This window comes from Geobacillus kaustophilus (assembly GCF_000948285.1).
In the GTDB taxonomy this organism is placed as follows: Bacteria; Bacillota; Bacilli; order Bacillales; family Anoxybacillaceae; genus Geobacillus; species Geobacillus thermoleovorans_A.
Window position 1 is genome coordinate 2,178,740 of the sequence record NZ_JYBP01000003.1, and the last position, 12,374, is coordinate 2,191,113.

A 12,374-nucleotide genomic window follows, 5' to 3' on the forward strand; every position below is an offset into this window, starting at 1 on the left:
CAGTTTTTTCACTTGAAGGATCAGATTCTATCGATTAAGCAATATAATCTCCCTAGCCTCAATGTTTCTGCTTTCTTTACTTTGATTTATAGTCTGAGGGGTGGCAAGAATGACTTTCACAGTTACTTCTTCCGTAAAGTCGTCAACACTTAATTTGTTGCCATCTTCATCACTGAGTTTTGTTTGATCTGTGATTCGGACTGTACAAGGATAGCTTATATCCTCTACGTTATTTTTCCTTTTTTTTACTTCATGGGAACAGTCCACGACAAAATAATTTTCTCCAATACTATAAAGCGTCCCTTCAAAAGACTTTGTTCCTGTGCAACCAGTCAAGAGTAAACTAACCAAGACGAAAACAACAGTTCTAATCATTCGAATTGCATTCCTTTGTATGAAATTTTGTAAGATTACATTTATCGAAAAAGACAACACAACGCAAAACTAAACTTCTCTATTCCCTTTTTATGAGCAGGAGGCTTTTAAAAATGCTCCTAAGGGAAGTAGAGATTACTCATGAACGTTTTATTTGGTAACACTTTATTTCTCTAAATTATCCCTATGTTAACAAAGATAATACACAAAAACATTCACCACGTTCTAGGAGATAACCCCCAATAATCTACTATACTTTGTACATGAGTATACATTTTCCACCCATTAGAGCCTACGCCTTCATGTACACCTCTAATCTGGCTACCATAATATGTAGGCGAACCACTGTCACCGTTAGTAGAATTATAATCAGCAGCAGTCATATTATTGTGTTCTCTTGCTGAATAATTTGTACTTTTTACAACCCCACATGCATTACCAGTATATGAACCATTCATACATACGTATTGTCCTACATATTCATATGATTCTCTTTGCCAACTGGTAAAGTTAGGCTGTCCATAATTATAATTGCTAGCATAGGAAAGTTGACCTAATGAAATCAGCATTGCATCCAGTTCACCACTATTTACGAGCCTGTAGGCATATCCAAAGTATGAACCGCCTTGACTAAATCTATCACTACTTCTTCCGCAATGACCAGCTGTGACATAGTAAACCCAATTTCCATAAGAAGCTGAAAATCCGCCCGTACACCCCCAACCAGTGTCAATATTGCTAATCCTTAATCCACCTTCTAATGGCCGTGTATAAGCAGTTCTAGACTCTTCGTAACCACCATCAGATTCAATTACTTCAATATCTGAACCGAATATATTTACAAGTGAATCCCTAGCAGTGCTGTCAAATGGATAAATACCGATAATAACCTTATTCCTTTGAATATTAGAATATATAGTAGTAACATTTATACCTTGTTCTTTTAATTCACGCCTCTTCGAGAGTACTGTCGAATGTATTTCATCAAGCTGCTTTTCTGATCTTTGTACTTGTTTAAATTTTATTTTTGAATCATTATTAAAAATTTTCCTAATGTCATTTATCTCTTTATTCATTTGTTTTAAATTTTTAGAAAAACTAATTGTTACCACACCTTTTTTCGATTGATCGACGTACAGTCCCCCAAAATCACTTGAACTAATATTGTTTCTAATATATTCTAAAATCAATGGTATTTTTTCCTCTTGATATTTTATTCTATTTTCTATTTCCTCTAATTCGTCCTCAGTTAGCCAAACTCCGTGTTTTTCGTATGACTGTATTACTTCCTTTGAGGTTATTAAATTACTCACATAAACAGGATCATAATTTAAACCCATTTTCTTTCTATACTCTATATTTCTTTTTAATTCGGAATCATTAGCTATATCATTTTCCGCGTTTATAGACCGTGGTGATAAAATCAATATGGGAAGTAAAATGATGAATAGGATCACAGTGTTTTTTAGTGAGATATTCATTAAGGACACTTCCCTTCTGATATTGGTATTGTCAAAAGTTTTAAAGACGTCCCCTGATTTTTTGTTGATTTTATGCTTTTCTGGATAAAAAGCTTGTCACTCTTGTTGTTTACCGTATGATTGAGATAACGACACACACAGCCACCCAAACATTGGAGTGACAAGATTGTTACCAAAATTATTAATCAAACTTCATCTTTTACAACAAACCGCGGACATTCTCTGCCTGTATCAATCGAACGTTTTTCCCGACAACAAACCATTTCGACAGGTGACAGACACAACAACAATGAATCCACGTGAGACTACTTTCATGCTTAGATGGGGAACGAAATCTTCTCATGAGTGTTTTTACAAAAATCTTCATCTCATATACTCAACAGATATAACTGCTAAATACATGATAAGACCAACAACTAGTATGACAGCTAACAAATTTCTATCAGATATGTCGTTTGTAAAATTTATCTTTATAATAATTCCCAATAAAAAAGCAAGTACCGCAGTAAGGATAATAGGAAAAATTGAAATGATATTAAACGTTTTTAGAGATTCATAGTGATTAATACCCCACAATGTTACGAAATATAAACAAAAATAAAAACATGCGCTTATTATCGTAAACAATATAGCTTTTTGCATTATCCCCCCCTCTCTGTTATCTCTATACAAGTCGACTATAAATACAACATGGCAAGTGATCGACAGGATGTAAAGCAAAATGGCAACTTGTATAGTTCGTAAAATAATCATAAAAAAAAAAAAATTATCCGTCAACCCCTTTTTTAGAATAAATTGTATATAGAGAAACAAAAAAACATCCCATATAGGATGACAGAAATAATGAAGCTAACGTTGCGCAAAAACTCTTCTTCCGATATCATATCCAACTGCTCCGATGTAAATCGGTACGACAAAAGCAACCGATAGATAAAACGGAATGGATACAAGCGTTGCGACGATCAAAACGACCATTGAATGAAATTTCTTATCGAAAAACAGGAGAATACCTTCTGTCACTATACAAACAAGCAAAATGAGCAACAACGCAAACGGAAAAACAGCCCACGCAAAAGACCATGAACTGAATAGTGAAAGCGCCAAGAAAAACAACACAATCGATAGGAAAACTTTTTTGAAAAATAGTTTCATAACTCACTTCCTTTATCATCTGGATAAAAGAAAAAGAAGAATGAAAATGCATGTGTAAAATAGTATCTTTTCTCGCGGTTTCCCTTTTCGTTCAATAAGCACATACAACAAAAACGCAATAACAAGCGAGTATAAAAGTTTAAACATCATACAAAATAAACCACCTTATTCTCACAATTATTGACTTTTAATTACAGTTGCAAGCTCGTATGCGCGTTGAATATCTGCATGAGCAGAATTTGAAACACTAATCATATTTGCAGCAATAACTGAAGCAGATCCTGCAGCAGTTAAGGCACCGAAAATGGTACTAACTGTTAGTACAGCTACGCCTAATGCTCCCATTAATGCGGCAGCTTCAATTAATAAGGTGCTCCTAGCTGAGCTAATCGTGTCAGCTCTTGTCATAAAAGAGGAAACTAATCCACCTCAATATCCTTATTATTAATACGTACTAACTTATTCTTCTTAAAAGTATATGTTTGCGTGCTATATTCTTCGCGAATCTCTCCTGACTGGAAATCTTCTGTAATTATCTTTGTTGAAACAATTACTTCTTCAGTATCATTTAGTCTTGTTGTCAATTTTAACACTAGTTTCAAAAGATTTTTGTCCAACCTTTTTCCTATTTTCCATACTATATACAGGCATGACACTTGTATAAAACGACTCTCTATTTGAATACTTTTCTTTTGCTAAAACTTTTGGAGATATTGAAGCGAAACATAAGACAAAGCAAAAAAACAAAATAATTTGTTTCCTTATCGCAACCATGTACACCCTCCCATTTCAAAAAGAATTTACAAAATAATCATAAAAAACAAAAAAACATCCGTCAACCCCTTTTTGGAATAAATTGTATATAAAGAAACAAAAAACCACCCTACAATAAAGGGTGGCTCACATGAGAAGAACCGCGAATCGTTTGTTTTTTTGTTAGTTCTTCATCGACTGTTAATAACGCTTTTTTCTCCCAGCTGACGAAGTAATCTTCCCATAAGACATGGCAACGGTCATCGGTTACTTCTAGCACAATTCCTCTCGTTCCATCCGTATAGACGACGCAGTCTCCGATGTGAAACATGGCGATCACCCTAGACGGAAGACGATGCCATAGCCGCCGCGTGGATATTCCCACTGAATGTTTTCGTGCGGACAGCCGATGCGACAGCTGCCGCACTCATGACATCCTTCATAGCCGACGTGCATCCGAACTTCTTCCCATTTATACACAGACGCTGGGCAAAAAATCGTACAAATTTTATCCGGGCATTTCGTTAAACAAATATTTGGGTCAAGCACGTGAAGATGTGATTTCGTATCCGCATTAAAGCGGACTAAATATTGCTTTTCTTCAATCGTTTGCCCCTTCATTATTTCATCACCTTCCATGCTTTCATCATATCGCGTGCCAGCTTAAACTTTTGTTTCGTCGAGCCGAGGTCACGCCAAATTTTTTGCTGTTTTTCCCATTTCGATGCTCCGTCCACCGTAAACATTTGGCTTGCAGCGCGGTTGAGCATCGGGATGTATTGCTCAAAATATTGTGGGAACGATTCAAAATGATGGGTCGCATCTTTATATTTTTTCAAGTCTTGCCCAATAAAGCTTTCCATCAGTTTCATCCGATATTGGTCAAGCATGCTTTCGGAAAAGTCGTTTTGCTCTTTTGCCATAATAATTGTTTCTGCCGCTAACCGACCGGACGTCATCGCCATATTGGAACCTTCGCGATGAATCGCATTGACAAGCTGTGCCGCATCCCCAACAACAAGCACCCCGCTGCCTGCCACTTTCGGAATGGAATGATATCCACCTTCTGGAATCAAATGCGCTAAATATTCGACAGGTTCGCTCCCTTGAATGTATGGACGAATCATCGGGTGGTTTTTCACATACTCAAGCAGCTCATACGGCTTAATTTTATGTTTAATTAATCCAGATAAAAGCGTACCGACACCGATGCTGAGCGTATCTTTATTCGTATATAAAAATCCTGTTCCTAAAATTCCCTTTGTCGCATCGCCAAAAATCTCAATTGTACAGCCTTGGTTGGCTTCAAGATTAAAGCGGTCTTCAATCACGTTTTTATCTAGTTTTAAAATTTCCATCGTCGCTAAAGCGACTTCATCTGGCCGCCATTCGCGATGAAACCCGAGCTGTTTCGCTAAAAGGGAGTTGACGCCGTCTGCTAACACGACTACATCCGCGTAAATGTCGCCATCTGGTCGGTCTGTGCGAACACCGATGACGCGGCCGTTTTCGACGATACATTCGACCGCTACCGTTTCACAAACGAGCAGCGCTCCTTGTTCGACTGCTTTTTCGGCAAACCACTGGTCAAATTTGGCGCGCAATACGGTGAAATTGTTATACGGCTCTCGTCCCCACTCTAATCCTTTGTAACTAAATGTCACCGCCGATTCTTTATCCATCATCATAAACCGCTGCTCGACGATTGGGCGTTCTAGCGGTGCTTCTTTATAAAACTCTGGGATAATATCTTCCATCATTTTTCGGTATAATACACCGCCCATGACGTTTTTCGCTCCTGGATATTCGCCGCGCTCTAAAAGTAGCACGTGAACCCCTGCTTTTGCTAGTTCATAGGCACAAGCCGTCCCAGCTGGGCCTGCGCCAACAACGATACAATCAAATTTTTCAGGCATGGCGGATCTCCTCCTTCACATCGGCAGCTGCTTTTACTTTCGGAATTTCTTCTTTCAATCGGTCAATTAAAAGCGGAACGATTTCAAACGCATCGCCGACGATACCGTAGTGGCATGATTGGAAAATCGGAGCGTTCGGGTCTTTATTGATGGCGATAATGAGCTCCGAGTTTTGCATGCCGACGACGTGCTGAATCGCTCCGGAAATGCCGATCGCAAAATAAATTTTCGGTGTGACGGTCACACCGGTTTGTCCGACTTGGTGATGATGGTCAATCCACCCTGCCTCCACAACGTCACGGCTCGCCCCAACGGCACCACCAAGCACTTCTGCGAGCTGGTGAATGAGTTGGAATCCTTCTTTGCTGCCCATCCCTTTTCCGCCAGCCACAACAATGTCCGCTTCGTCAATACGCACTTTTTTCGCTGTCTCTCTCACAATCTGTAACACTTTCGTCCGCATTTCTTCTTCGTGTAACTCAATATGCTCCTCGATCACGCGACCTGTGCGCGACGGATCTGGCGGTAGCGCTTTCATTACTTTTGGACGAACAGTTGCCATTTGTGGACGATATTTTTTACATACCTAAATCCGTGATAGAAGTGTATCAAAAATGCTTGAAAACCCAATCATGCCGAGGTTTCAACTCAATTTCGAATGTTCACCTATTAGGTGAAGAACCCCAAGGGCAATATTTGTTGATTTAGCAAGGTTTTCTTGGCAGTTTTGAACGCGTCTTTATCACGGATTCAGGTACATAAAATCGTTGCCATAATATTTCCACCAAACGCCGGGCGGCTCGCTAACAATAACCCTGTATCTTCTTCAATATCAAGTATTGTCGTATCCGCTGTTAATCCTGTCGGTAAATCGGTTGCGATGGCACTCGCCAAATCTTTTCCAGATGGCGTCGCCCCATATAAAATGACTTCTGGTTTATGTTTATGGCAACAATCGAGCAAAGCGCGCATATATGGTTCTGTTCGGTAATGTTCAAAAATTGGATCATCATATACATATACAACGTCTGCACCATATTGAAAAAGTGTTGAGGCAAGTGCTTTTACGCCACTACCAATTAAAACTCCCGCGAGCTCTGTTTTACGTTTATCTGCTAGCGCCCGTCCTGCTCCTAATAATTCTAACGATACAGGAGCAATTTGCCCATCTTTCACTTCAATGTATATCCATATCCCCCGATAATCATCGAAATTCATGCGCTACTCCCCCTATACAAAAAGCTCTTTTTTCTCAAGTATAATAGACAACAGTTCATTTACTTGCTCTTCTTTTGTTCCTGTTAATATTTTTCCACCTTCTGGCTTCGGTGGTGCCCATACTTTTGATACAATCGTTGGAGATCCTTTCAATCCTAGTTGTTTGCGGTCAACATCTTCTAAGTCGTCTGCAGTCCAAATCGTTGGCTGATATCGTGCGGCTTTAATCATGTTTGGCAATGGTGCAAAGGAGATGTCATTGATGTCTTTTTCTACAGTAAACAAACAAGGTAATTGCGATTTCACCACTTCATAACCATCTTCTAATTTACGATGAACGATCGCATACCCTTTTTCTTTATTCACTTCAACAACTTTGTTTACACCAGTTAGAGGAGGAATGTTTAAACGACGTGCAATACCAGGTCCGACTTGCCCCGTATCCCCATCGATCGTCATTTTTCCACAAATGATGAGGTCAATCGGACGATGTTTGGCGATTTTTTCGAGCGCCTTTGTAAGCGCATAGCTTGTAGCGAGCGTATCAGCTCCGGCAAATGCTCGGTCTGAAATCATATACCCTTTCATCTGCCCCGAGCTCGATACATTTTTTAATGGCTTTTACTGCTGGTGGAGGACCCATTGTTAAAACAGATACGATTCCACCGTACTTCTTTTTTAAACGAACAGCTTCTTCTACCGCATGCGCATCATACGGGTTTAAAATAGCAGGAGCACTCGCACGATCCATCGTGTTCGTTTTCGGGTTCATTTTAATAATTTTCGTATCTGGCACTTGCTTAATACAAGCTACAATATGTAGCATCAGACTGTTGACAAAATGGTTATAAGACAGTTGTCTTATAACCATTTTGTTCCATTTTTAAGGTTGTTTTTCTTGATGAACGAACCAAAATAGATGCATACTCGAATACATACAGAAAGGAGAGGCCCTTTCTCCACAAGTAGTTCGCCAATTTCTTTAAATTCATGGCAGCACAAACAAGCATCGCCTGCATCTGGTTTCTTTCCAATCCTCGGTAATTCGTCCAGCGCAGACCATGCTTCTCTTTTAAATCTGCAAAATTCCGTTCAATCGTCTGTTTCCTTAATTCATACAACTCGCGATGTTCTGGTACATATCGTAAATGTTCGGCTTCTTCGTAATACTCTTGCCAAACATGGCGTGTCACGACTTTCGTATGATTTTTGCTTGCTGTACACTTTTGAAGGGATGGACATCCCTGACAGATGGATGGATCTGATTTATACTCCCGATAGCCTTCCCGATTCGTTGTTGAATAAGATAACACTTGGTGATTGGGACAAAGGTAACAGTCAAAATGTTCGTCATATACAAATTCAGATTTTCGGAAGAACCCATCTTTCGTCTTTGGACGAGTATATGGCCAAATCGGATGGATCTCTTGTTCTAATAGGTATTTCGCAATCGCTGGCGTTTTATATCCGGCATCGATGCACACATCTGTTGGGCATCCTTTGATTTCTTGCTTCACTCGCTCAAACAGTTCAAAAAACGCTTGGCTATCATGAACATTGGCGGCGGTGACATACGTGTGTAATATCCAACCGTGTCGGTCACAAGCGGTGTGATAAGAGTAAGCAAATACCCGTTCACGTTCATTTTTCACAAACATCCCACTGTCTGGATCTGTTTTACTCACTTTGATTTCTCGTTTTTTTTTATCATTTTCTGGCGGTAGTGGGGATTTCCCATGAGCGATGCGGTCTCGCTCAATTTCTTTTTCTAATTCATCTTGATAAGCTTTCGCTTCCACTTCTGCCATTTCCGTTGTGAATTTTCTTTTGTTCGCACTCGCCTTCACATGAGTAGAATCGACAAATACGACACTTGGATCCACAAGCCCGTATTGAAAGGCTTCTTCCAAGATTCTTGAAAAAATCTTTTGAAAAACATCGGTTCCCGCAAAACGTCGCGTGTAGTTTTTACTTGGTGTCGAATGATGGGGCACAGGATCATGCAGACTCAATCCCAAAAACCAACGATAAGCCACATTTGTTCGAATCTGTTCTACGGTTTCACGCATCGAACGAATCCCAAAGATGTAACGAATCAAATACATTTTGAACAGCACAACGGGATCAAGACTTGGTCGTCCATGGTTAGGAGAATACAAATCCTTGACCATATCGTAGATAAAGGAGAAGTCAATGGCTTTTTCTAGTTTACGAACAAGGTGGTCTTCAGGAACAAGATCATCAATTTTTACCGTTGTTTCGATATGTCTCCGATCTTCTTGGTAACGTTGAAGCATCTTATTCCACTCCTTCAAGATACCCTTATACCTATATATTAAAACAGCTTGTCGACTTTGTCGACAAGCTGAAGCTACAATATGTAGCATATGTTCACCTCCAAATCTATTTCGTGTATACATATTCTAGCATAATAAACAAATCCCTCGTCATAATAATCAAAAAATTACGATTTTGTTCACAATTTTAATGAATAGTGGCACGAATAACAACACCGCGACGAGCCATTTCTTCAATATAGCGATCTCCTGGAACGATTTGTTCAGGTGGGTATGCCCCGCGCTTTTGAATCGTTCCGTCGCCAATCATTTGTGCAACGACAGAAACCGTATAGGCCGTTGAACGCGCCATTGCCGTGACTTGTTTCTGACGGTCTTTCTCTGTCACCATTTCATACTCGTACGTTCTTTCTTTCCCATCTTTTTCGCCCGACACAATTACGCGCAACAAGACGACATCGTCTTTTTCTTTTAACTCTAAAAGTGGCGTAAGTACTTTTAACAATACGTCACGCGGACGTACGATCACTCCGTCGACTTCTACTTCGTAGTCTCGACGCGTGAATTGTAAATCGACAAGAAGCTGAAATTTTTCTGCATGACCAGGATAGCGAATCGTTTTATATTCCAAACATTTTACATGCGGATAGGAACGTGGCAACGTTGATGTTCCTCCCGATGTATGGAACGCTTCAAGCGGTCCAAAACGCTCAAAATAAATCGTTTCAACTTCTGATAAAGAAGGTACTTGTTGCTTTTGTCCATCACGAATAATTAAGGAAAGATCGGTGTAATGATCAAGTAAACCTTCAAGCGAAAAGACGTGATTATATCCGAGTGGCGGTTCTGGCCGAAGAGGAATACCGCCAACATATAATTTAATGGTATGAACGCGATCCAGTTGACTTGCTCCATATCCTGTTAAAATATTAATCATTCCGGCTCTTCACCACAACATGTACTTGACAAGCAATACGGTTTCCTGCACAAAGATATTTTTGTAACGCATCTTGATTAATAACTGGTCCGACTTTTACTCCTTCCTCTAAGCCGTTCCCAACTGTTAATGTGCTTATCGCTGCGAGTAACCGTTCTTCTACTTGTTTTTTTACATGTTCATGAACAATAATTCGGCTACATGCGGTACAACGCTGACCTGATGTACCAAAAGCACTCCATATAATGGCTTCTACAGCAAGGGCTACATCGGCATCATCCATGACAATAATGGCATTTTTCCCACCCATTTCAAGCGATACTTTTTTTAAATGACGTCCACACGTTTTCGCAATGCGCCGCCCAACTTCATTGGATCCTGTAAACGAAATGACTTTTACATCTCGATGCTCAACAAGCACTTCACCCACTACAGAACCGCGTCCATGTACCACATTAAATACACCGTTTGGTAAACCTGCCTCTTCAAATATTTGCGCAAGTTGCTGTGCCATGATTAGTGTTTCTAGCGCTGGTTTCCAAACAACTGCATTGCCGGCACCGATAGCAGGAAATGACTTCCACGTTGCAATGGCGATTGGAAAGTTCCAGGCTATTCACCACAAAGTGTACTTGACAAATAAAGACGATCATGATTGAGAAAATCAAAACATCTTTTTTCCTTTTAATACCATACGTCTCTTTGAGCAACATTGTTATCATGTTTGTCTTTAAAATTCAAGTACATATTTTGGTGATGAACCAAGTTCCAAGGGGTGATTAATCCGACGACACCAATCGGCGCACGGACGCTCATTGCGAACTTATTCGGTAACTCTGACGGAGTTGTATCGCCAAATAACCGTCTCCCTTCCCCTGCCATGTAAAACGCCATATCAATTCCTTCTTGTACTTCTCCACGCGCTTCCTCAATCACTTTTCCCATTTCCATCGTTAATAGGCGAGCCATTTGTTCTTTTCGCTCTTGTAGTAACATACCCACCTTATAAAGCACTTCAGCTCGTTTTGGTGCTGGAACGAGTGCCCATGCTTTTTGGGCTCGTTTTGCCGCCAACACCGCCTGTTCGACATCTTGTTCATTTGATATTGTCACTTCTCCAATACACTCACCATTCGCAGGATTCACAATCGGCACAAACTGATTGCTGACCGATGACACCCATCGTCCGTCTATATAGTTTAATACTTTCCTGAATCCGTGACAAAACATCTTTACAATAGCCGCAAACCGTTGATACGATAAGGGAAAACAACGTGAACGATACTTCATCAAGCAGGTGAATGTGATGAAAGATTTCCCGATTCGGTTTGTATGGACAGATGAAGCCATTACTCCAAGTGCGGGGCTTGCCCTCGTTGGCTGCTTACTCCACCAAACGAAACTGAATAAACGAGTAAACGCACTTCGGCTTCCTACCATTCGTCGAGAGGTGCACATTTCCCATAGCGACGCCATTCGATCGATGATCGGTTTGCTTGCCACAGGAAAAACGGACTTCGATCATATCGAAGCGTATCGTCAGGACGATATGTTTTCGACATCGATGGGCATTCAGCACGTGCCTTCCTCCCCAACGTTAAGACAGCGCCTCGATCAGCTCGCTTGTCTTCCGATGACCGAAACGATTCTTTGGGAGGAGTCCATGCGTCTATTGATCCAACGACATGCCACCTTGTCTGCTTGTTGGACGAAAGGGAAGACGACATGGATACCTCTTGATCTCGATGGCTCCCCATTTGACAACTCCGATACGAAAAAAGAAGGAGTCAGTCGAACGTATAAAGGATTTGATGGTTTTACGCCACTGTTTGCGTATGCAGGAAAAGAAGGATATATCGTCCACGCGGAGCTGCGTCCAGGGAAACAACATGTGCAAGACAACATGCCTTCGTTTTTAATGACCGCCATCTGTCGAGCTCGTCAACTGACATCGTCTCGTCTGCTTGTTCGCATGGATGCAGGAAACGATGCAGAAGCGAATTTCATGTATGCCTAAAGGAAGACGTGGACTTTGTCATCAAACGAAACTTGCGCCGAGTGTTTATTGCAAAATAAAAATGCAGAGATCTGCAGAGAATTTGGCTTAGGCCAACTTGACATGGAGTGGGGGGCGTGATAGCCTTTTTAGGCATAGCCAGCCCTTGATATTGCTGGCTTCCTGGCTTTTTAATCACGCCCCCAGAGGCTCCATGTCAAGTTGTCATTCTCTGCACTTTTCCTTGCA

At 40.6% G+C, this 12,374-nt stretch carries 9 protein-coding genes and 5 pseudogenes; 1 reads left to right on the forward strand and 13 read right to left on the reverse strand.

Annotated features, from left to right (window positions below; translation table 11 throughout):
- Positions 1-27: 27 nt before the first annotated feature.
- From LG52_RS11195 to LG52_RS11265, 13 genes and pseudogenes are all read right to left on the reverse strand, one after another.
- Positions 28-375 carry a hypothetical protein gene (locus LG52_RS11195; RefSeq protein WP_044731990.1) on the reverse strand — a complete coding sequence of 116 codons (348 nt, stop codon included), beginning with the start codon at positions 373-375 and terminating at the stop codon, positions 28-30.
- Between the two features lie 215 nt (positions 376-590).
- Positions 591-1,856, reverse strand: a complete 1,266-nt coding sequence (locus LG52_RS11200) for a hypothetical protein (protein WP_044731991.1) — start codon at positions 1,854-1,856, stop codon at positions 591-593.
- 849 nt (positions 1,857-2,705) lie between these two features.
- Positions 2,706-3,008 carry a hypothetical protein gene (locus LG52_RS11210; RefSeq protein ID WP_044731993.1) on the reverse strand — a complete coding sequence of 101 codons (303 nt, stop codon included), beginning with the start codon at positions 3,006-3,008 and terminating at the stop codon, positions 2,706-2,708.
- Positions 3,009-3,185: 177 nt separating this feature from the next.
- A complete protein-coding gene (locus LG52_RS19820) occupies positions 3,186-3,416 on the reverse strand; it encodes a hypothetical protein (RefSeq protein WP_156135638.1) in 231 nt (76 codons plus the stop codon).
- A gap of 475 nt (positions 3,417-3,891) precedes the next feature.
- Positions 3,892-4,092, reverse strand: a complete 201-nt coding sequence (locus LG52_RS11220) for a hypothetical protein (protein ID WP_044731995.1) — start codon at positions 4,090-4,092, stop codon at positions 3,892-3,894.
- 5 nt (positions 4,093-4,097) lie between these two features.
- On the reverse strand, positions 4,098-4,400 hold the full coding sequence (locus tag LG52_RS11225) for a ferredoxin family protein (protein ID WP_044731996.1): 303 nt from the start codon (positions 4,398-4,400) through the stop codon (positions 4,098-4,100).
- A complete protein-coding gene (locus LG52_RS11230) occupies positions 4,382-5,677 on the reverse strand; it encodes an FAD-dependent oxidoreductase (RefSeq protein WP_044731997.1) in 1,296 nt (431 codons plus the stop codon). The genes LG52_RS11225 and LG52_RS11230 overlap by 19 nt, the downstream gene beginning before the upstream one ends.
- Positions 5,670-6,895: pseudogene (locus tag LG52_RS21015) on the reverse strand (electron transfer flavoprotein subunit alpha/FixB family protein). The gene LG52_RS11230 and the pseudogene LG52_RS21015 overlap by 8 nt, the downstream one beginning before the upstream one ends.
- Positions 6,896-6,907: 12 nt before the next feature.
- Positions 6,908-7,721: pseudogene (locus LG52_RS11245) on the reverse strand (electron transfer flavoprotein subunit beta/FixA family protein).
- 19 nt (positions 7,722-7,740) lie between these two features.
- Positions 7,741-9,192 carry an IS1182 family transposase gene (locus LG52_RS11250; RefSeq protein WP_231584460.1) on the reverse strand — a complete coding sequence of 484 codons (1,452 nt, stop codon included), beginning with the start codon at positions 9,190-9,192 and terminating at the stop codon, positions 7,741-7,743.
- A gap of 187 nt (positions 9,193-9,379) precedes the next feature.
- Positions 9,380-10,132, reverse strand: a pseudogene (locus LG52_RS11255) (saccharopine dehydrogenase family protein); the annotation flags it as partial.
- A gap of 55 nt (positions 10,133-10,187) precedes the next feature.
- Positions 10,188-10,742 (reverse strand): annotated as a pseudogene (locus LG52_RS11260) (aldehyde dehydrogenase family protein); the annotation flags it as partial.
- Positions 10,743-10,813: 71 nt separating this feature from the next.
- Positions 10,814-11,359 (reverse strand): aldehyde dehydrogenase family protein, encoded by a 546-nt coding sequence (locus tag LG52_RS11265; RefSeq protein ID WP_082056124.1) that lies wholly within the window; start codon positions 11,357-11,359, stop codon positions 10,814-10,816.
- 76 nt (positions 11,360-11,435) lie between these two features.
- Between LG52_RS11265 and LG52_RS11270 the strand changes: the two are divergent.
- A pseudogene (locus LG52_RS11270) lies at positions 11,436-12,187 on the forward strand (IS1380 family transposase); the annotation flags it as partial.
- Positions 12,188-12,374 lie beyond the last annotated feature (187 nt).

What these genes read in the sequence shown, in the direction of transcription:
- LG52_RS11195 (WP_044731990.1), bottom strand. Translation starts at nt 375, where the DNA reads ATGATTAGAACTGTTGTTTTCGTCTTGGTTAGTTTACTCTTGACTGGT.
- LG52_RS11200 (WP_044731991.1), bottom strand. Translation starts at nt 1,856, where the DNA reads ATGAATATCTCACTAAAAAACACTGTGATCCTATTCATCATTTTACTT.
- LG52_RS11210 (WP_044731993.1), bottom strand. Translation starts at nt 3,008, where the DNA reads ATGAAACTATTTTTCAAAAAAGTTTTCCTATCGATTGTGTTGTTTTTC.
- LG52_RS19820 (WP_156135638.1), bottom strand. Translation starts at nt 3,416, where the DNA reads ATGACAAGAGCTGACACGATTAGCTCAGCTAGGAGCACCTTATTAATT.
- LG52_RS11220 (WP_044731995.1), bottom strand. Translation starts at nt 4,092, where the DNA reads ATGTTTCACATCGGAGACTGCGTCGTCTATACGGATGGAACGAGAGGA.
- LG52_RS11225 (WP_044731996.1), bottom strand. Translation starts at nt 4,400, where the DNA reads ATGGAAGGTGATGAAATAATGAAGGGGCAAACGATTGAAGAAAAGCAA.
- LG52_RS11230 (WP_044731997.1), bottom strand. Translation starts at nt 5,677, where the DNA reads ATGCCTGAAAAATTTGATTGTATCGTTGTTGGCGCAGGCCCAGCTGGG.
- LG52_RS11250 (WP_231584460.1), bottom strand. Translation starts at nt 9,192, where the DNA reads ATGCTTCAACGTTACCAAGAAGATCGGAGACATATCGAAACAACGGTA.
- LG52_RS11265 (WP_082056124.1), bottom strand. Translation starts at nt 11,359, where the DNA reads ATGTTTTGTCACGGATTCAGGAAAGTATTAAACTATATAGACGGACGA.